Origin of the sequence: Pseudomonas sp. IT-P395 (genome assembly GCF_949767675.1) — a bacterium.
Classification (GTDB): domain Bacteria; phylum Pseudomonadota; class Gammaproteobacteria; order Pseudomonadales; family Pseudomonadaceae; genus Aquipseudomonas.
Window position 1 is genome coordinate 154,721 of record NZ_CATKPW010000003.1, and the last position, 18,629, is coordinate 173,349.

Annotated in this window: 23 protein-coding genes and 1 tRNA gene; 12 read left to right on the forward strand and 12 right to left on the reverse strand. The window is 56.4% G+C overall.

What is annotated here, in order from left to right; translation table 11 throughout:
• The first annotated feature begins 5 nt into the window (after nucleotides 1-5).
• From ACM6IN_RS03015 to ACM6IN_RS03045, 7 genes are all read left to right on the forward strand, one after another.
• Nucleotides 6-698 carry a pseudouridine synthase gene (locus ACM6IN_RS03015; RefSeq protein WP_414915380.1) on the forward strand — a complete coding sequence of 231 codons (693 nt, stop codon included), beginning with the start codon at nucleotides 6-8 and terminating at the stop codon, nucleotides 696-698.
• 316 nt (nucleotides 699-1,014) lie between these two features.
• Nucleotides 1,015-1,899 carry an alpha/beta fold hydrolase gene (locus tag ACM6IN_RS03020; RefSeq protein WP_007911470.1) on the forward strand — a complete coding sequence of 295 codons (885 nt, stop codon included), beginning with the start codon at nucleotides 1,015-1,017 and terminating at the stop codon, nucleotides 1,897-1,899.
• A 158-nt stretch (nucleotides 1,900-2,057) separates the two neighbouring features.
• Nucleotides 2,058-2,131, forward strand: a tRNA-Gly gene (locus ACM6IN_RS03025).
• A 225-nt stretch (nucleotides 2,132-2,356) separates the two neighbouring features.
• On the forward strand, nucleotides 2,357-2,518 hold the full coding sequence (locus ACM6IN_RS03030; protein ID WP_414915404.1) for a type II toxin-antitoxin system HicA family toxin: 162 nt from the start codon (nucleotides 2,357-2,359) through the stop codon (nucleotides 2,516-2,518).
• 36 nt (nucleotides 2,519-2,554) lie between these two features.
• Nucleotides 2,555-2,962 carry a type II toxin-antitoxin system HicB family antitoxin gene (locus ACM6IN_RS03035; RefSeq protein ID WP_414915381.1) on the forward strand — a complete coding sequence of 136 codons (408 nt, stop codon included), beginning with the start codon at nucleotides 2,555-2,557 and terminating at the stop codon, nucleotides 2,960-2,962.
• A 143-nt stretch (nucleotides 2,963-3,105) separates the two neighbouring features.
• Nucleotides 3,106-3,423 (forward strand): helix-turn-helix domain-containing protein, encoded by a 318-nt coding sequence (locus ACM6IN_RS03040; RefSeq protein WP_007911474.1) that lies wholly within the window; start codon nucleotides 3,106-3,108, stop codon nucleotides 3,421-3,423.
• Nucleotides 3,416-4,693 (forward strand): type II toxin-antitoxin system HipA family toxin, encoded by a 1,278-nt coding sequence (locus ACM6IN_RS03045; protein WP_007911475.1) that lies wholly within the window; start codon nucleotides 3,416-3,418, stop codon nucleotides 4,691-4,693. Before ACM6IN_RS03040 ends, ACM6IN_RS03045 begins: the two co-directional genes overlap by 8 nt.
• Before the next feature lie 58 nt (nucleotides 4,694-4,751).
• On the opposite strand, the gene ACM6IN_RS03050 is transcribed toward ACM6IN_RS03045, so the two are convergent.
• Nucleotides 4,752-5,114, reverse strand: coding sequence for a DUF6124 family protein (locus ACM6IN_RS03050; RefSeq protein WP_414915382.1), 363 nt, complete (start codon nucleotides 5,112-5,114; stop codon nucleotides 4,752-4,754).
• 572 nt (nucleotides 5,115-5,686) lie between these two features.
• Here ACM6IN_RS03050 and ACM6IN_RS03055 point away from each other — a divergent pair.
• A complete protein-coding gene (locus ACM6IN_RS03055; protein WP_414915383.1) occupies nucleotides 5,687-6,415 on the forward strand; it encodes a class I SAM-dependent methyltransferase in 729 nt (242 codons plus the stop codon).
• Nucleotides 6,416-6,575: 160 nt separating this feature from the next.
• Here the strand turns inward: ACM6IN_RS03055 and tam are convergent, their stop codons facing one another.
• Complete coding sequence (gene tam / locus ACM6IN_RS03060) at nucleotides 6,576-7,346, reverse strand: trans-aconitate 2-methyltransferase (RefSeq protein ID WP_414915384.1); 771 nt, start codon at nucleotides 7,344-7,346, stop codon at nucleotides 6,576-6,578.
• A 377-nt stretch (nucleotides 7,347-7,723) separates the two neighbouring features.
• Between tam and ACM6IN_RS03065 the strand changes: the two genes are divergently transcribed.
• The gene (locus ACM6IN_RS03065) at nucleotides 7,724-8,227 is read left to right on the forward strand and encodes an inclusion body family protein (protein ID WP_007911481.1); all 504 of its coding nucleotides are present in this window, start codon (nucleotides 7,724-7,726) and stop codon (nucleotides 8,225-8,227) included.
• A gap of 125 nt (nucleotides 8,228-8,352) precedes the next feature.
• Nucleotides 8,353-8,892: an AidA/PixA family protein gene (locus ACM6IN_RS03070; protein ID WP_414915385.1), complete on the forward strand. Its 540-nt coding sequence runs from the start codon at nucleotides 8,353-8,355 to the stop codon at nucleotides 8,890-8,892.
• 36 nt (nucleotides 8,893-8,928) lie between these two features.
• Here ACM6IN_RS03070 and ACM6IN_RS03075 read toward each other — a convergent pair whose 3' ends face one another.
• Nucleotides 8,929-10,014, reverse strand: a complete 1,086-nt coding sequence (locus ACM6IN_RS03075) for a type I restriction endonuclease (RefSeq protein ID WP_414915386.1) — start codon at nucleotides 10,012-10,014, stop codon at nucleotides 8,929-8,931.
• A 214-nt stretch (nucleotides 10,015-10,228) separates the two neighbouring features.
• Here ACM6IN_RS03075 and ACM6IN_RS03080 point away from each other — a divergent pair, with 214 nt between their 5' ends.
• A complete protein-coding gene (locus tag ACM6IN_RS03080; RefSeq protein ID WP_038358294.1) occupies nucleotides 10,229-10,639 on the forward strand; it encodes a low affinity iron permease family protein in 411 nt (136 codons plus the stop codon).
• An 86-nt stretch (nucleotides 10,640-10,725) separates the two neighbouring features.
• On the opposite strand, the gene ACM6IN_RS03085 is transcribed toward ACM6IN_RS03080, so the two are convergent.
• The 8 genes from ACM6IN_RS03085 to ACM6IN_RS03120 all read right to left on the reverse strand — a co-directional run bounded on the left by ACM6IN_RS03085 (nucleotide 10,726) and on the right by ACM6IN_RS03120 (nucleotide 16,547).
• Nucleotides 10,726-11,229, reverse strand: a complete 504-nt coding sequence (locus ACM6IN_RS03085) for a DUF4142 domain-containing protein (RefSeq protein WP_007911484.1) — start codon at nucleotides 11,227-11,229, stop codon at nucleotides 10,726-10,728.
• A 76-nt stretch (nucleotides 11,230-11,305) separates the two neighbouring features.
• Entirely contained in the window at nucleotides 11,306-11,461 is a 156-nt protein-coding gene (locus tag ACM6IN_RS03090) for a KGG domain-containing protein (RefSeq protein ID WP_007911485.1), read from the reverse strand.
• A gap of 116 nt (nucleotides 11,462-11,577) precedes the next feature.
• Nucleotides 11,578-12,927, reverse strand: coding sequence for a diguanylate cyclase domain-containing protein (locus ACM6IN_RS03095; RefSeq protein ID WP_414915387.1), 1,350 nt, complete (start codon nucleotides 12,925-12,927; stop codon nucleotides 11,578-11,580).
• A gap of 79 nt (nucleotides 12,928-13,006) precedes the next feature.
• Nucleotides 13,007-13,645 carry a LysE family translocator gene (locus tag ACM6IN_RS03100; RefSeq protein ID WP_095113810.1) on the reverse strand — a complete coding sequence of 213 codons (639 nt, stop codon included), beginning with the start codon at nucleotides 13,643-13,645 and terminating at the stop codon, nucleotides 13,007-13,009.
• Between the two features lie 60 nt (nucleotides 13,646-13,705).
• On the reverse strand, nucleotides 13,706-14,122 hold the full coding sequence (fos, locus tag ACM6IN_RS03105; RefSeq protein ID WP_123376339.1) for a fosfomycin resistance glutathione transferase: 417 nt from the start codon (nucleotides 14,120-14,122) through the stop codon (nucleotides 13,706-13,708).
• Nucleotides 14,123-14,126: 4 nt separating this feature from the next.
• Entirely contained in the window at nucleotides 14,127-14,843 is a 717-nt protein-coding gene (locus ACM6IN_RS03110) for a hypothetical protein (protein ID WP_007911492.1), read from the reverse strand.
• A gap of 37 nt (nucleotides 14,844-14,880) precedes the next feature.
• Nucleotides 14,881-15,615, reverse strand: coding sequence for a hypothetical protein (locus tag ACM6IN_RS03115; protein ID WP_414915388.1), 735 nt, complete (start codon nucleotides 15,613-15,615; stop codon nucleotides 14,881-14,883).
• A 20-nt stretch (nucleotides 15,616-15,635) separates the two neighbouring features.
• On the reverse strand, nucleotides 15,636-16,547 hold the full coding sequence (locus ACM6IN_RS03120; protein ID WP_414915389.1) for a LysR substrate-binding domain-containing protein: 912 nt from the start codon (nucleotides 16,545-16,547) through the stop codon (nucleotides 15,636-15,638).
• Between the two features lie 78 nt (nucleotides 16,548-16,625).
• Here ACM6IN_RS03120 and ACM6IN_RS03125 point away from each other — a divergent pair, with 78 nt between their 5' ends.
• On the forward strand, nucleotides 16,626-17,114 hold the full coding sequence (locus tag ACM6IN_RS03125) for a DMT family transporter (RefSeq protein WP_095113814.1): 489 nt from the start codon (nucleotides 16,626-16,628) through the stop codon (nucleotides 17,112-17,114).
• A gap of 167 nt (nucleotides 17,115-17,281) precedes the next feature.
• Here ACM6IN_RS03125 and ACM6IN_RS03130 read toward each other — a convergent pair whose 3' ends face one another.
• On the reverse strand, nucleotides 17,282-18,604 hold the full coding sequence (locus ACM6IN_RS03130) for a hypothetical protein (RefSeq protein ID WP_414915390.1): 1,323 nt from the start codon (nucleotides 18,602-18,604) through the stop codon (nucleotides 17,282-17,284).
• Between the last annotated feature and the right edge of the window lie 25 nt (nucleotides 18,605-18,629).

Here is an 18,629-nt window from a genome sequence, read left to right on the forward strand (position 1 = left end):
TGAACATGCGCGTCGACCGTTTCCTCAGCAACCTGCCCCGCTACAACCGTCAGCAGGTTCGCTTGTTGCTGGTGGAAAAGCGCGTACGGATTGACGGAAAAGTCGTCAGCGACCCGCACAGTGAGGTCGTGGAATTCAGCCGCGTCGAAGTTGATGACGAAATACTGCAAAGCGGCAAAGCGGCACGCTACTTCATGCTGCACAAGCCGCCGGGCTGCGTCAGCGCCACTCGCGATCCGCAACATCCGACCGTGCTCGACCTGATCGATGAACCGGACAAGGACGACCTGCACATCGCCGGACGCCTGGACTTCAACACCACCGGTCTGATGCTGATCACCAACGACGGCGCGTGGTCGCGCCGCCTGACCCAGCCGCGGACCAAATTGCCGAAGGTCTACTACGTCGAGACCGAGCAGGAGATTGGCGCGCAATATGCGAGCACCTTTGCCGAGGGCATCTACTTCGCCTTCGAAGACCTGACCACGCAACCGGCGCAGCTGGAACTGCTCGGCCCACGCTCGGCGCGGCTGAGCATCGTCGAAGGTCGTTACCATCAGGTGAAGCGCATGTTTGGGTTCTTCAACAACAAAGTCCTGCGCCTGCACCGTGAATCCATGGGTCTTCTGCACCTCGATAACGCGCTAAAACCGGGCGAGTACCGTGCTTTGCGCACCGAAGAGATCCATTTGTTCTAAGCCGGCGACCGCTCAGCAGAAGTTGTCGAACAATTTACCAACGGCACTTGCGCGATCCCGACTCCCCTGCTTGAATCAGGACGTCGGCCAGATTGTGACCGATGAGTCACAACATACATCCAAGAAACTTTTTGCCGGTAGAGAGCCTTCAAGGCTCCGCCTCAGCCGGCAGACTGCCCGCCAATAACAACACCCGTCGACCGCAGTCATGGATCGACATGGGCCAAGCAAATTCCAGGCGTATGCCTACCTGTCACAAAGCTCGTGCAATCTCTATTTGCGCGCATACCCGCTTGCTTGCCAGGAGTCTTATGACATGAGGCCAGAAATCGCTGTGCTGGATATACAGGGTCAGTATCGGGTTTACACGGAGTTCTATCGCGCAGACGCCGCAGAAAAGACCATCATCCTGGTCAACGGCTCGATGGCCACGACTGCGTCGTTTGCACAGACTGTGAAAAACCTGCACCCGCAATTCAACGTGGTCTGCTACGACCAGCCCTACGCGGGCCGGTCAAAAGCCCACAATCGCCACGAGAAACATCTGACGAAGGACGTCGAAGGGCAGATTCTGCTCGAGCTGATCGACCACTTCGCCGCCGAACACGTGCTGTCGTTTTCCTGGGGCGGCGCCGCGACCCTGGTCGCTCTCGCCCACCAGCCACGGCGCATTGAACGGGCGGTGATCAGCTCGTTCTCGCCAGTGATCAACGCGCACATGCTCGATTACCTCGAACGTGGCGTCGACTACCTAGGCCAGCGCGACGGCGACCGCGTCGGCCATCTGGTCAACAGCACCATCGGCAAACACCTGCCGTCACTGTTCAAACGCTTCAACTATCGCCACGTCAGCAGCCTGGCCGAGCACGAATACGGGCAGATGCACTTCCACATCAGCGACGTACTGCACAGTGATCGGCAGTGCTATCTGAACGCAGCGAAAAAGATCAACGTGCCAGTGCTGTTTCTAAACGGCGAATGGGACGAATACACCGCTGCCGAAGACGCCCGCCTGTTCGGCAACCACGTGGCGCAGAGCACGTTCACCACGCTGCAAGCCACCGGGCACTTTCTCGACATGGAACACAAGGCTGCGTGCCGCGATAGCCAGAACGCCTTGCTCGGCTTTCTGAAACCGGCACAGCAGACCAGCCGAACGCGTTACTCGTTTGTTCAGGATCAACATGCATTGGCTATTTGAAAGGGTGTCGTCGCGAGCGAGGCTGTGGGGCTGGGATATTGCTTTACGCACCGCAGTGCTCGCCCGCGATTGACCGTTTTCAGTGATTCAAAGCGTTCATGAGTAAAAGAAAAACTTCAAATCCGTGGCCGAGTCTGGTACAAAGTCAGCCGCTCTGAGCGGGTATAGTTTAATGGTAGAACAGTAGCTTCCCAAGCTTCCGACGAGGGTTCGATTCCCTCTACCCGCTCCACTCAATTTTTGTCTCACGTTGTTTTTTTTGACGGGGGATGCAGGAACAGAAAAAGCCGGCCTTGATGGCCGGTTTTTTTGTGCCTGAAAAAATCCGATGCTGCATTTCGAAACAATGCAAAAACCTGCAACACACTCTGAATCCTTGGGGATTCAAACCTCTAAGCCGAATGACGGACAATGACCACTTGGTGGTTATAGTGTTGATCACAAAAGCCAAGTAGGTATAGGCCAGCTCGTCGCAGACGGTTGGCCTTTAGTGCGGGTCAGAGGCAGCCACCATCACTTCAAACAACCAGTCAAGCCTGGACTGGTCACTGTGCCGCATCCGAAGAAAAATCTGTTGAAGAAAACGGCCATCAGTATTTTGCAACAAGCGCTGCTCTGACTTGTTCAGGTCATCGGCACGAAGGAGGAAACGGATATGCTCTACCCGATTGCGATTTCAATAGGTGATGAGGAACACGCCTGGGGCGTGGAGGTGCCGGACATTCCGGGCTGCTTTTCGGCTGGCGATGATCTGGATGATGCCGTCGCCATGGCTCGCGAAGCCATCGAGGGACATTTCGAAATTTTGGCTGAGGACGGTGCGCCGATCCCGCCTGCGAGCAAACTGGGCGTGAACGTCGCTAATCCGAAGTACGCAGGATGGGCATGGGCCGTGGTCGATATAGATGTCGTGAAGTACTTGGGCAAAGCCCAAAAGCTCAACATCACCCTGCCGGGCCATTTGCTCAATCGCATTGATGAGTATGTGTTGCATCACCCGGAAGAGAAAAGCCGCTCGGGCTTTCTGGCGTCGGCGGCTCTGAAAGTTTTGCAGCAGGGTTGAACCTTGGCGCGTCAACCCGTGCTGGCCTATCCTACCCATTAAACCTAATTACACTTTCTTGTGAGTTAAAGGATATTTTCAGGTTTAATCCACAGTATATTGCGTACTGAGAATCAAAACTGAATGCCGACGGTACACACGACATGCTGGATTTAAGCCTCACCACCGCAAGCGAGATCGTCAAACGGATTTGCCACCGCCTGCGCACAGAACGATTGGCTTTGGAGATGACACAGGCAGACGTGGCCGCTCGCGCGGGCATTGCGACGAATACGGTGTCAAACCTTGAAGCCGGTCGTAATGTGAGTTTCGACAACATGGTGCGAGTGGCAATGGTTCTCGGGCGCGAAAAGGAACTCGAAGGGTTGTTTCTGCCAAGGCTCGAAACTCTAGACGATATCATTCGCTACGAAAAAACGGCCAAGCGTCATCGCATCAAAAGGAAAGCCGACAATGCTTGAACAAGTGGACGTCTACTACGAGGGCTGGGGTGAACGTTGGCGGTGGGGCACACTTGCTTCGACGAAAGCCCTGACCGGTCGCCCGCAGGTCATGTTTGAGTACAGCGATGAGGCAAAAAACAGAGGGCTGGAACTCTCCTCCTTGAGGCTTCCATTACAGGGAGCCAGGTTAAACCGGGATTTCCCGTCACATCAGTTGGGACTGCCTGGGCCGGTTTATGACTCGCTGCCAGATGGCTGGGGCATGTTGCTGATGGACCGATTGTTCAAACGTCGAGGCCTCAACCCCGCGCGCATAGGCCCCTTGGAGCGGCTAGCCTACATTGGCAACAATGCCATGGGGGCCATGTCGTTTGAACCTGTTGCACCCGAGGCGCTGGAACCGCAAATGCATGTTCCCATCGAGTTGCTCGCGTCCGAAGTGCAGGAAGTACTCAAAGGTAAAGGTGGAGAGCTTCTCCAGAAGCTGCTACTGGTCGGAGGTTCTCCACAAGGCGCCCGACCAAAAGCGCTGGTGTATCGCGATCCGCACACTGACGCCTTTACTACGGCTGCCACTCCCGGTTTCGAAGCCTGGTTGGTGAAGTTTCCGGCTCAGCAAGAACATCCCGAGGTGTGCGCCATCGAAATGGTCTATGCCGAATGTTTACGCTTGTGCGGTATCCAAACCCCTGACACTCGTTATTTCAGCCTGTCTGAAGGAATGGCCGCTTTTGCCACCAAACGCTTTGACCGACAAAACGACTTGCGGGTGCCCATGCAGAGTCTTGCAGCCTTTACCGGTGCGGACTTCAGATCCCCAGGGGCGCTGGACTACGTCAACTTCTTGCGTGCGACTCATAAGTGCAGCAATGACGTACGAGAGAAAGCCGTAGCGTTTGAGCGGGTCGTCTTCAATGTCGCATTCAATAACCGAGACGACCATCCGAAGAACTTTGCTTACATCATGTCGCCTGGCGGAGACTGGAAATTAGCGCCGGCCTATGACGTCACTTTCTGCGAGGGGCCGGGAGGCTATCACCAGATGGACGTGATGGGTGAAGCCTTGGAAATTGGAAGAGAACACCTGCTCAACCTTGCAGTGGAGGCTGAAGTAAACGCCGCTACGGCCGCCGATATCATTGACCGATTTTGCGAGGTGGCTAGCCGATTCACAGCCATGGCTGAAAGTTTGTATCCGGGTGTGATCACCCAGGAAACCTTGCGCACCATTCAACAACGCATCGACCAAAACATCGGGCTACTTGCCGGAAGTCGTGCTGCCAGGTAGCCGTCTCGAGAAACCGGCACTCATTGGCCGGTTTCTTTGGCTTCTTGAAGCGAAAGGGTTAACCCGCCGGCACAACCTTATCCAGCGCCTGATTCACCGCCAATTCCCCCAACATGACGACCTGCGCGATGCCGAGTGCAGTCTTGCGGTGCGAGGTGTCGAGTTGTGCGGCGAAGTTGTTGAGCATGGTGGTGGCCGAGCCGAGTGTTTCGCTGGCGTTGGCCAGCAGGGATTCGGTGTCATAGGCAGGGTTGGCGAGGTACATCGGTTCGGGTTCGCGGGAGGAACCCATGATCTGCGCGGTCGGGCTGAGGTAGTGGTCGAGCGCGCGTTCGGCGGCTTCGTGGAATTTCTTGGAATTGGGTGATTCGTAGGGGGATGCCGGATCGGTTTCCGGCGGATTGGGCGTAACTTTGAACATTGGATTGAGACCTTTTAGTAAGGCCGCAACCGATCTCGCTACTAAACGGATGGGTGGCAGCTGTGCGCAAGTTAGTAGACCGGACCCCAATCCAAATCCGGCGCACCCGAGGGCGCCATGCGCACAGCCACCATCAGGTGCAGGCATTCGCCTGACTGAGTGGTACTCATGCAGCTATTTAGATTGAGGATACCGGGCTACTAAACCCGATCACTGGAAATCAGTGACGCGAACCAAGTTACCGACCGCCCCCCAAGCGCACAAGCCGGCGGATTCTGGCGTAGCGGTAGGCAACGGCGCAAGGATTTGTAGGCTTCAGGACGTAACACCGCACGCCTCTAAACACTTCAGTCGGAACATGTTTATGAAGCGATAACAAATAGCGATTTCCCCGACATTACAGATCTACAACACTCCACCGGTTTTCACCTCCCGCCCAACCGACTAGCATTTCCTCATCAACCACCACCCTCCCCCTGCGCGGCCATCGACGAATACGCGCCATCACTTTCGAGGGATTCCAATCGCGGCCACTTTGCCGCTGACGATAGAACTCAAAAGAGCCATTCACCATGACGCAAAACATTTACGACGATCCCGAATTCTTCCAGGGTTACAGCCAGATGAACCGTTCCATCGGCGGCCTCGACGCGGCGCCGGAGTGGCCAGCGCTCAAGGCGCTGTTGCCCTCCATGCATGGCCTGAACGTGGTGGATCTGGGCTGCGGTTATGGCTGGTTCAGTCGCTGGGCCATTGAGAATGGCGCGGCCAGTGTCTTGGGGCTGGATGTCTCGGAAAAGATGCTGGAGCGGGCGCGGGAGACCACCACGACGGCGAATATTCGCTATGAGCGCGGCGACCTGGAACAGCTCGACCTGCCCGCCTGCAGTTTCGATCTGGCTTACAGTTCGCTAGCGCTGCATTACATCAAGGATCTGCCGGGGTTGTTTGCGCACCTGTACGCGGTGCTGAAACCGGGTTCGCATTTTGTGTTTTCCATTGAGCATCCGATCTTTATGGCGCCACGTAATCCGGGTTGGTTGATTGACGCTGAAGGCAACAAGCGTTGGCCGCTGGACAGCTATCAGTTGGAGGGTGAGCGGGTTACGAATTGGCTGGCTGAGGGCGTGATCAAGCAGCATCGTACGGTTGGGACGTTGCTCAATTCGCTGATCGATGCAGGATTCACGATTCGACATGTCAATGAATGGGGGCCGAGCGATGCTGAAGTGGCGGCGCAACCGGCTCTGGCAGAAGAGCGAGAGCGGCCGATGATGATGTTGGTGGCGGTGCAGCGCTGAGCCCTCACCCTAACCCTCTCCCAGAGGGAGAGGGGACTGACCGCAGCGCCAGTACGAGATACGCCGACGTGCGAAATCGAGTCGAACCCAGGTTTTGGAAGCGACACCAATCGGCTCCCTCTCCCTCGGGAGAGGGCTGGGGTGAGTGGGCCAATTTATTTCAGCGCGTCGCAACGATAAATAACCGTGGAAATGGCAACAGCACCGAGTCATCCGCCAGCGCTGGATAAGCCTTCTCAACCTCCGCCAGATACTGCTCCAGATACTGCGCCTTTTCCGCCTCGGTCAACCGACTCAAAAACGGAATCAACCCGCTGCCCTTGAACCACTCCACTACTCCCGCCGCACCGCCAGACAACTGATGGTGATAGGTCGTACGCCACACATCGACCCGCGCGCAGTGTGGTCGCAGCATCGAGAAATAATCACTGGCGCTGGCCATGTCGGTACGTTGCCCCGCAGCGCCGGAAAGCTTGCTCGCCCACGGACCATTAGCAGCGACTTCACGCATCAAGCGGTGTGAGGATTCATTGAGATTGTCCGGCATCTGGATCGCCAGGCTGCCACCGGCCGACAACTTGCTGGCCAACGCCGGCAACAACGTCGCGTGATCCGGCACCCACTGCAACACGGCATTGGCGAAGATCACATCGAACGGCCCGGCATCAGCCCACTGATCAATCTCGGCGACATCAAAGCGCAAATCCGGCAAGCGCTTGCGAGCCGCGTCGATCATGTCTGCCGAGCTGTCCAGCCCGCTGACCTTCGCCCCGGGAAAACGCTGCACCAGCAACTCCGTCGAGTTGCCGGGACCGCAACCGATATCGACCACAGTTCGCGCTTCAGGCGTAGGAATCGCGGCGAGCAGATCGCGGGCCGGGCGGGTGCGTTCATCTTCGAAAGCGACGTATTGTTTGGCGGACCAACTCATTGCGTTCTCCTGTCGGGACATACCAGCGGTTCGTCACGATACAGGCCGCACAGCAAACAGTTCCAGAGCGACTGAATTGCAAAGGGTGTCGGACCAACCCATCGGCTTATCGCCAATGGGTTGGTTCTAATAAATCAGGTGACCGTCCGTCGAGCCAGACAAAAGCGATTTTGACAGCTAAAAAATCATACCTATAGTCAAGGAGCGGCAATCGGAAGGAACCCGAATCAGTCGATTTCGTGCAAGGAGCACGGCCTGTTCATTTCTCGTGATCAGTGGGTTCCCCCCAGTAGTGTGCTCGCAAAAGCCATACGGCAAGCAAGCGTCGTCGTGCCTGGATTGCAGTCCGACGTTCACTATGAAAAAGGAGCATCACCATGTCTCGAGTGACGGATATTCTGGTTTCCATCGACACCGAAACCATTCTGAAAAAGTATCCAAACATCAGCAAGGATCCGAAGAACCCAACGCTGATTGATTGGAAACATGTGTACATGGTCACCAATCAGGACAACGTCGTCAGTGGTCAGGCCGGTGGCGAACTGGATCTCAAGGCTCAGGTCGGCGATCTGATCCGCTGGCGTGAAACCAGCCTGTCGCAGAGCTTCGAACAGGCGGTAATTTTCTACAAATTCGTCCCCAACGCCGGAGAGAACCTGATCTCGCCGCCCTCGCCGCGCAAGGCCACAGCGTGCGTTGCTGTGCCCAACACGAGCAATCCATCCGTACCAAGCTGCCAGAAAGTCGACAACCACTATTGGTCATCCGAAACCCTCGACTGTGGTCGCGTGACCTATCACTTCCACTTCCTGATCGTCGATCGCAACTGCCAGATCATCGGCTGCTGTTCGTGGGATCCGTTCATCTCCATTCATAACTGATGATGTGTCGAGCCCTTTGGTGACAAGGGGCTCAACCGATCCGCTGCCGCTGCGGCCGGAACAGGAAGTGTTGCCTTGACCGAAGCGGCTGTCGTTTTGTGCCAACATCATGAAAGGAATCCATGATGACCAGCGAACCGATCCCGTCGCCCTCATCCGGCGTTAGCAGCGCACACAACGTGTTGCTGATCGTCGATGCCGAATCAGTACTGAAGCATTACCCAAATCCAAGTCTGGACGCCGCCGCGCCGACGAGCATTACCGATGGTTTTATCTTTTTCGCAACTGGTAACAATCCGAAAGAAATAGTCATAAATGACAGCTCAATAACAATCCAGGTCGAAACTGGCTGCGACCTGCACGTTCGTGGACGCTCCGTCAGCCTGATCGCCGAACACAGTGTGGTTGTGTACCGCATGACCGTGGCTGACAGCGGTGTGCTTTCCGAACCGAACCTGCAAATTCATACCAACCTGACGGTGCCCGCGCCCAACCCGGACGACCCGACCACGCCGGGCAGTCGAAAAGCTGACGACCACTATTGGACCTGCACGCCGAAGAAACCTGGCGATGTGCAATGCGAACTGAGTTTCATGCTGGTCAATCAGCAGTGTGAGGTGGTGGGTTACTTCCACTGGACGTTAGGACTGAAAATCACGAACTAATCGACAAAAAACCGGCCCTCAAGGCCGGTTTCATTTTCAGTCGTAATAGCCGACCGTTTTTTTCAGATGATCCGAATACTCGTAGATATCATCCACAGAGCTGATCGGATGACGGGTCTCATTTTTTTCCTCATCAAATATACCGATGTACTTCTGTGACCGATTGAAATGCAGCCGGCAGATTGGTTTGCGATTGTTGTCATCCAGCAGTATCCCGAAGTAACTCTGCGTATCACGCTGAACGATTCGCTTGGCATCGACCACCGACCGAACTAGCGCACGAACGATGTGATAGCCCTCAAGGTCCTCCAGAGTTGTCAGGACTTTGTCGTCTGACTCATCCCTCGGATCTACTGGATCAGTGCCGCTAGAAGCGGACGGCAACGATGTCAACGCGGGTTGAATAGCCCCACTCATTGCCGATTTGAGGCGATCATTGATCTGGTCATTCAAAAACTGCACAACGGCTTTTCTCGTCAGCTCATGAAACTGCTCACGTACTTTTTGAGTGATCACACCGTCGTAAACACGAGAGGCAAAAACCTTAACGAAGTCATCATCCGGTTTGCTGACCTGAGCAGCGATAACCTTTTTGATTTGGCTGACATACTTCAATTCGCCAGCGGCGTTGATGATCGAGTCCACATCAAAAGCCGACTTCGTCAGTTTGATCAGCTCTGGAACCGAATACTCATCGATATCGAGAAGATCCAGCTCCAGAAATGGCTTTTCATCCATCTTGTTCGGCGCATCCAGGTCGGTAAAAAACTTGTAGACCTGACCGTTGGTGAGGATGGAGATTCGAGCGCTGGTGACGTGAAAGTAACGAAATAACTGGGAGGCATGATTGATATGCAGAGGCTCACCGATCTTTTTGCACTCAATCAAAATCTGTACTTCGCCCTCCTTCATGATGGCGTAATCAATTTTCTCGCCCTTCTTCGTACCGATGTCACAGACAAACTCTGGCGTCACCTCAGTCGGGTCAAAGACGTCGTAGCCCAGCACCGTACTGATAAATGGCATGACGAATGCATTTTTCGTTGCTTCTTCCGTCTGGATTGCTGCGCTCTGCAACCGAACTTTGGCGGCTAGGCTGGCTAACTTTTCGAAGAATTCCATGAGTGGCCTCTTGCGTGATGTCTGTCCGTGTAATGGGCTACTGGCAATTTGATCGCCACTTGATACTAGCCACAAACCTACACAATGAAAGTTTCGCTATCAGGCGGACTTCGCGCGACCGTGTTTTTATCGAAAGGGCATGGATGTAAGTAGAATTTTCATAACGCCGCCAATGTCTGAATTTCAAGCACTCCCCCCAATAAGGAACACGGCTATGAAATTCGCAAAAATCTCCCAGAAGCTCGCTCTATGGGCCGGTAGTCCGAAGACCTTCATGGGCGCGTTGATCCTGATCGGGTTGTGGGGTTTGAGCGGGCCGATCTTCGACTACAACGACACTTGGCAACTGATCATCAACACCTCGACCACCATCATCACCTTCCTGATGGTGTTCCTGATTCAGAACACGCAGAACCGCGACACCGACATTCTTCATTTGAAAATCGATGAATTGCTGTTGGTGACCAAAGAAGCGCAGAACGCAATGCTCGGGCTGGAGGCGCTGGATTTGAAGCAGCTGGAGGCGTTGCGCAGACACTACCGCTCGCTGGGCGAGGGTGAGGTGTTCAATCTTGAGGGATTGGGCGAGAAGAGTAAGTCGAAGCAGGATTTAAATGAGTGTTGAGGATTGAAAGCAAAAGATCGCAGCCTTCGGCGGCTCCTACAGGGATTGAGTAGGAGCTGCCGAAGGCTGCGATCTTTTGCTCTTGATTAGCGGCTGGCCTGCAACTGGCGAGCCATCTCCAGATGGCTTTGCAGTTTCGGCAAGGTCTCGTCAGCAAACGCCTTGATCTCCGGCACGTCGGTGGTCTGCGCTTCCTGCTGAATCTGCTCGATGGCCTCTTCAGTGGCTTTGACCTGACTGGCGGCGTAGGCCTGATCAAAGGAGGCGCCGTCGGTCACTTGCGGCATCAATTCCTTGGCCTTGTCGGCCAGCTCTTCACGAGGCGCGACGGGCAGGTCAAGTTTCTTGGCGATTTTCGCCAGGTGCTGGTTGGCCGTCGTGCGGTCGTTGATGACGACGATGGTGTAGTCCTTGACCTCTTTCGATTCGGCCTTGCTGTGGGCCAGACGACTGGCCTCGATGTCGGCCATGCCTTTGGCCGAGGCATCGTTGATGAAATCGGCGGGCGACTGGGCAAAAGCACTGCTGGCACAGAGGCCCAATAGCGATGCAAAACTCATGGTGCGTATACGGGTGGCCATTCGGCTCATGGTCGCGCCCTCCTTACTTGCAAAATTCAAGCGGGAGCTTACGCCCCCGCCTCTCAATCAAAACTACCTTCACCGACTACTTCGATTTCTGAGCGGGCTTGCGGCCCATGTCTGGTTTTGGCTCTTTGTCGACGGTCGTTGTGGTGGTTTTCCCACCTTTGCGACCTGCTTCAGAGGCCTTGGTTCGATCGTTGGCGAAGTTTCCCGAGTTCGAGTTTCTTGAATTAGGCATGATTCTCTACCTCTTGGTAATGATCGTGGCGAGCAGGTGCCCGCCTAGATTGAGAATTTTCTGGCCGGCAAAGGTTTAGAAAAGTTGCAGTCGCTGCGACGAACGGCGGCCCCGGATCAACTATTCAACGCGTTATGGTTCAAGCGTTTGGCGGCGTACATCGCCTGATCGGCATGGCGGAACAGTTGCTGTTCTTCACTGCCGTGCTCTGGATAGCGGGCCACGCCGATGCTTGGTTCGATGTGCAGGTTGTGGCCATCGAGACGCATCGGTTGCACCAGCACCTGTCGGATTTTTTCCGCCACGCCGTCAGCATCTTCCGAGACCTGGACACTGTGCAGCAACACGACAAATTCATCGCCGCCGATTCTGGCCACGGTATCGGTTTCCCGCACGCAGCCCTTGAGGCGATTGGCTACGGTTTGCAGGAGCATGTCGCCGACGGCGTGACCAAAGGTGTCATTGACCTGTTTGAAGCGGTCCAGATCGACATACAACAAGGCCATGTGCCCGGATTGCTCGCGCGCGCTGGCCAACGCAGCCTTCAAGCGATCGCGCAGCAATTCACGATTGGGCAGCTGCGTCAGTTGGTCGTACTGCGCCATACGTCGCAGGCGGGCGTGCAATTGCTGACGCTCGATGGCCGTGGCGACCTGGGCGCAAACGTATTGCAGCAGTTCCTTGTCTTGCTCGGTGTAGCGCTCGCCGCCGGGCAGGCTTTTGACGATCAAGGCGCCGATGGTGCCGTTCTTCGAGTTCAACGGCACACCGAGCCAGCAAGGCGCGTTCTGCCCGGCCACCAGTTCGGCGAAATCGGCTGGGGAATCTGCACTGTCCGGCGTCAGAAGAATCGGCTGGCCGCTACGGATAACTTCCGCGCACAGGCGTCCGGTGACGGTGCCCGGTTGCTCGGGCTGCAATTCGTGATCGTCGACGTGATAAGGGAAATTCAGTTGTGCGCAGTGCTCGTCGTACAGCGCCACGGAGAAATTCATCGCTGGCAACCATTCGCCGATGATCAGATGAATACGCTTGAACAGCGCCAGCAGATCTTCCGCCGCATGCGCCGCTTCGGAAATCGCGTACAACGCTGCCTGGCGCGATTCGGCCTGTTTGCGCTCGGTGATGTCGCGCGCCACGGCGATGCGCAGTTGATCGACTTCCGACCAACGCGCCGACCAGAGGATATGCACGACGCTGCCGTCCTTGCGCAGGTAACGGTTTTCGAAGTTGAGCTTGGGTTCGCCTCCCATGATTTCGTTTGCGGCTGCGAGAGTGCGCTGCCGATCCGCCGGATGCACCAGCTCGATCATTTGCCGGCCGATCAACTCTTCAGGCGAATATCCGAAAACACGCTCACAAGCGGCACTGACAAAAACAAAGCGACCCTGCTTGTCGACCGCGCAGACGGCGTCCAGCAACAAATCGATAAAACTCGCCAACGGCGCGGAATTTCGGCTTTCCATGGTTCAGCGTGGGTGTCCGGACAATGCAGCACTGATCAACCATCCCTGACCTTTTTATTGCGCCTCCCTGCACACATTTTCAAGCCTTGTTCGGCATCAGCCCCGGCAGTGCATGCACCAGCGCGTTGATGGCAAAACCGATAAACATCACGCCGCACAAGCGGGTGATAAGCAACTCATGACGCTGATACAGCGTGCGTACCCGTTGCGCGCCGACCACGCCAATCAGAATAGCGTAGGCCAGCAGGCCGCCGAGGAAACTCAGGGCAATCAACGCCGGCAGCATCGACCAGTTGAGCAGTTCGGCGCGGCTCGACAACAGCGCGGTGAAGGTCGCGACCGCCACCGGATAGGCCTTGGGATTGGTCAAACCGAACAGAATGCCGTGCCAGAACGGATTGCGCGCCGCGCCCTGCGGCTCGTCACCGTTGCGACGCTGGGCGCGCACCGCGCGCCAGCCGAGCCAGAACAAGTACAAACCGCTGAGCACACCGAGCACATCAAACGCGGTGCTGCCGATTTCCCGGGCGCCGACAATCGCGATCAGCGCCGTGCTGCACCAGACCACATCACCGAGCAGGTGCCCGCAAAGAAACCCCGCCCCGGCCCGCCGCCCGTGGGCTGCACCGATGCCGAACACCGCCAGCACCCCCGGCCCTGGCGTAATGCCGTAAATGAAACCCGAGGCCAGCACGGCCATTAGCAACGATGGAGTCATGGAAAACCTGCAAGCGCCAGAACACGTGGACGCCAGTCTATAACAGACAAATGTGTCTGATCATGACTCGTCGTAAAAACGCATGCCGGCGTACGGTTTTTGCCGACACGCCCCCAGTCGCGAAGCGAGATCGCCGACGTGAATTTCCAGCTTGTGGCCGTCGGGATCGAGAAAGTAGAACGACGCACCTTCGCTGCGGTTATCGCGCCATTCCTGCACATTCGCCGCTTTTAGCCTTGCTACGAACGTTGAGAAATCGGCTGCATTGAGGCTGAAAGCGTAATGGGTGTAATCGGCGCACGGTTCGCTTGAACGCAGCGGATCAAGCGACAGACACAACCACAGCCCAGACAGCGACAGGTAAGCACCGGCGTCCCACGTGGCTTCGACGCGCAGCTGCAACACATCGCGATAGAACGCCAGGCTGCGCTGCAAATCGCCGACGGCGAGGGTCAAGTGGTTGAGGCCGGTGAGCATGCGGTCAGTAACCTCTGAGGTCTTCGGGGACGATGTATTGCTGGCCGTCGTAGGTCAGGGTGATCTGTTTTTGCTTCAGACGTGTGGTATTGGAAACGCACTCTTTACCCGACTGGGTGTTTTTCATTTTGCTGCCGCTGGTCGTGACGATCAAATCGGCCAGACCATGATGACTGGAAGAGCCGATCTCGACGGTTCGGCGAATCGTCTTTGTGTAGCCTTCGCAATCATTCATGAACTCGCCATTGCTCTTGGCAACCACCAAGCCCTCCAGCACCGGACGCAACTCATTGCCTTCGCGAACATACAGCGCCAGATCGGTTTTCTCGTAGGGAATGGCGTGGGAACTGTGCGCGAACTTTGAACGCAAGCCGAAAGCCCGAACCTCCGGCGCCAGTCGATAACGGGCAGTGTCGATGCGCAGATCCTCAAAGCGCACGGCATCGGAGTTGTAAGCCCCCGGTTTACGGTAAGTGACGATGGGGTTGTAAGTGCTCGCATTGACGATCGACAGATCCAGATCGAACACCCCGGCCTCATCGTCGCCGGCGTCGGCAAGGTAAGTGGATTTAACCGAAATCGCCTGGCTCTGCACGGCCGGCCAGACTTTGCAGCGCGACAGGGATTTGCCGTCGAAGTCTTTGGTCTGGCAAGCGGCCTGGGCTTGAGGAACGAGGGCCAGAATACTGAGGGCTATAAGGAGTCTGGTGGGCGTGAGCATTGTTCTTCCTTGATAAAAGTCGGGTTAAGCAGGCCGGTTAAAGGCCTTTGAATTCTTGCGGCAGGACGTACGCTTTTCCGTCGTAGCGGAGCGTGGTCAGCACGGGCTTGTCGTTCGTAGTCTTCATTTCGCAATTGTCAGGCGATCCTTCTCCGACGAGACCGGTGGTGACTGATTTAACGACAAGGTCGGCAAAACCATGAGAGCTGGTTTTACCCATTTCGATGGTGCGAACAGTGGTCGCGCGTTCTCCCGCGCAATTGCCGTCCCATTCACCACTGAAGCGGTAAACCACTAATCGATCCAACACAGGACGCAGTTTGCTTCCCTCTTTCACATAGAGCGACAGCACGGTTTCATCCAATGGATTAACGCGAGACGAGCCTTTGAAATTTGCCCGAATACCAAAAGCACGAAGTTCAGGCGTGAGTTTGTAGCGCGCGGTGTCGATCTGCACGCTATCCAGCGCGAACGCATCAGAAAAAAATGCAACAGGTTGATGGTAAGTGGCGATGGGGGTTGGGTCGTCTGCTGATAAAACGGATAAACCCAAATCGTAAGAGCCAATCTTATCGCCATCGGTGTCAACTGGATCCGGCTCAAACTTCAATAGCAAAGAGATGGTCAGCCCTGGATAAGCAGGCCAATCCTTGCACTGGCCAAAGTCCCAGTTTCCCGACACCGCGGGTGGCGTGCAATCGGCCAATGCCTGCCCCGCCAGCAACCACCCGCACAATGCCGCACATCCGATCCAGCCAGACTTCATTGTCACTTCCTTCTCCTTGTACTTTTTCAGCCGCGCACTATCCCCTCCTCAATCGTCCGATTCAACCAGTTCAACGCCTGATCCCCGCCCCGCCGCTTATGCCACGCCAGCACAAACGTGAATGGCGCAATCTCGAACGGCGGCGACACCACGATCAGTTCGCGCTGATCAATCTCGCGCACGCTGCGTGAAGACACCGTAAGAATCAGATCCGTGCCACTGATTAACTGCGGCGCGACGTTCCAGTGCGGCAGGCTGATCGCGACGCGGCGACGCTCACGCAATGACGTCAATGCGCGCTCGATTTCCGGCGTGCCGCTGCCGCGCATTTCCAGCAGTACATGTGGACGTGACAGGTAGGTCGGCAAATCCAGAACACCGTTGCCCGGCAACGTCTGGCGATCCAGCAGGCAGACGTAGCGCTCTTCAAACAGTACCGAGCTGCGCAGTTCGTGGGGCATTTCCGGGAAGACGCCGGCGGCGACATCGATATCGCCATTGAGCACGCCTTCCAGCATGCCTTCGCGACTGGCATGGCTGATTTGCAGGTCGATCCCCGGCGCTTCCCGGCGCAGGGTGCGGATCAGCGTAGGCAGAATGATCGCTGCGCCGTAGTCCGACATCGCCACGCGAAACGTCCTGCGCGCACTCGCCGGATCGAAGGTGTTCGGCGCCAGCAGCGATTGCACCTGAGCCAACGCTTCGGCCAGCGGCGCGACCAGTTCCAGCGCTCGCGCGGTGGGCACCAGCGTCGAGCCGGCCCGCACCAGCAGCGGATCGCCGAGCAGATCGCGCAACCGTGCCAGTGCATGGCTGACCGCCGGTTGACTGAGGTGCAAACGCTCGGCGGCGCGGGTGACGTGCTGCTCGCTGAGCAAGGCGTCGAGGATCACCAACAGGTTGAGGTCGATACGGCGCAGATCATTCATCTGATGCATGTACTGGATGACGAAACGGAATTTAAATCTGCTCGACGAATACCCTAGAGTCCAGCAAAACCTCTTGGAGTGATGAACATGAGTACGTTGCAGTGGGCCGGTTTGCTGGTGCTGGCCGCGTTTGCCGGGGCGGTGGTGCCGTTTCAGAGTGCGATCAACAGCAATCTGGCGCGTGGGCTGGGACATCCGTTGTGGGCGACATTGGCGTCGTTGCTGGTCAGCGTGATCGTGTTGCTGCCGGTGATTCTGGCGTTGCGCTTGCCGTTGCCGTCGTTGGCGTTTATCAGCAAGGCGCCATTGTGGATGTGGGCCGGTGGTGCGTTTGGTGTGTGTTTTGTGGCGTTGGCGGTAGCGTTGTTGCCCAAGCTTGGCGCTTCAGGGTTTGTCGCGCTGGCGTTGGCAGGGCAAGTCATTGCGTCGATGGTGCTGGATCACTTCGGGTGGTTCGGGCTGGTTGAAAAACAACTGACGGTATCGCGGGTGTCGGGCGCGCTGTTGTTGATTGCCGGAGTGGTGTTGATTCAGTTTGGCGGGGTGTTTGAGAAGAATACAGTGGCTGCTGGATGATCGTTTGAATCGATGTTTTTCAGTGTCTGGAAGTCAGTCTTCGCGAGCAGGCTCGCTCCCACAGGGGATCGAATTTCAATGTGGGAGCGGGCTTGTTTGCGAACGCGTCACAGCAGGCCACCGATCTCGGAGGATTGCCGTTCTGCCAATCAACCGACGGGGGGATTTCACAGATCACTGACCGATGCGGTTAGCAAGCGAATCAGTTGCGCCCTGCCATTTCTGTTCCCCAAGACCAGCACCGATGAATTCTGCATACAGGCACTCTTGGCAGGCCACTCGATCTGCGCCGCACCCTCGACGTTGAATGCCGGATCCACGGCGCCATTTGCCAAAAAGCCTCCCGTCAGTAAACCTCGTGTGCCCCCCGAGGTTTGTCCAACCGTGACGATTCGATGGCCGGCGCTGTCATCCAGGGCGAACCCTTCCGTCCAGCTCCTGAGATCGAGGGTCCCTGTCGCAGGGGTGATAACCGGATATTTGCCATTGAATGCTTCATCCTTTTCGCCGGTGTGGGTGATGCCGCTGATAAACGCGTGCTGGAATTTGTCCCCTGCCGATGCTTCGACCGCCGAACCGAGCAAGAGCAAGCGCTCTGACGTTTGCACAATGACCTGCTCGACCGAGCTTTCGAGCGGCTTGTCATCCTGTTCAAGGTTCAACAGCAATGTCCCCTTGTTGCCAAACGCCTCTGCGACGTTTCCGCTGCTGTCGAACGCCATGACCAATCCCTGATTGGTTATTTCCGTTTTGCCATGCACCAGAATAAGCCCATCGTCGAGCTGGATGATCCCTCGCAATGAAATTGCCACCCCCTTAAGCGTCAGGACAATCCAGCCGTTGGCAGCGAACGATGAGTCGTCGGAGCCATCCAGTAGGAAGCGCGTCAGCAAGCCACTGCCCTTTTGCGAGGTCACGAAAAGCAGCCTGTCCGGCTCCGCCGCCAGGGGCGTGGACTTCGCCAGAATCAGACCGCCACCCGTGGCACCTGTCAGCAGAGGAATACGCGTGGGCACAATCCGATAACCGCTTTTATGGTCATCGTCATCGTCGCCGAACCCGGTATCCGGCGAGCCGTCGGGCATGAATCGAGCGATGACCTGTTGGTATTCGATGGCGGTGTCTTTGCTCTCGCCAATCACGCCGCACAGGTAGATCCGGCCGGTTGCATCCACGATCAACTGTCCGGCTTGCGAGAGCAGACCATTGCCAAATCGGCCGCGAAGATAGCCGCCATTACCAAAGCCCGGATCTGGATTGCCATTGGCATCCAGACGCGCCAGGCCGTAGTACGAAAGGCCCGATACCTCAACGGTTGCGCTGACCATGATTTGCCCCGACGGCGTTATCGCCACCCCATGGCCAATGGTCTTGCTCGCTCCGGGAAAATTCAGCGTTCGCAGGCCAAAGCGATCATCCAGCTCTCCTGCTGATTGTGCTTTTGCTGTTTTGGGGGCTTTCGATGCTGTGGGTGCTGTGGCTTTCGGCATGTTCGTGTGCTCCTAGAGAGATCGA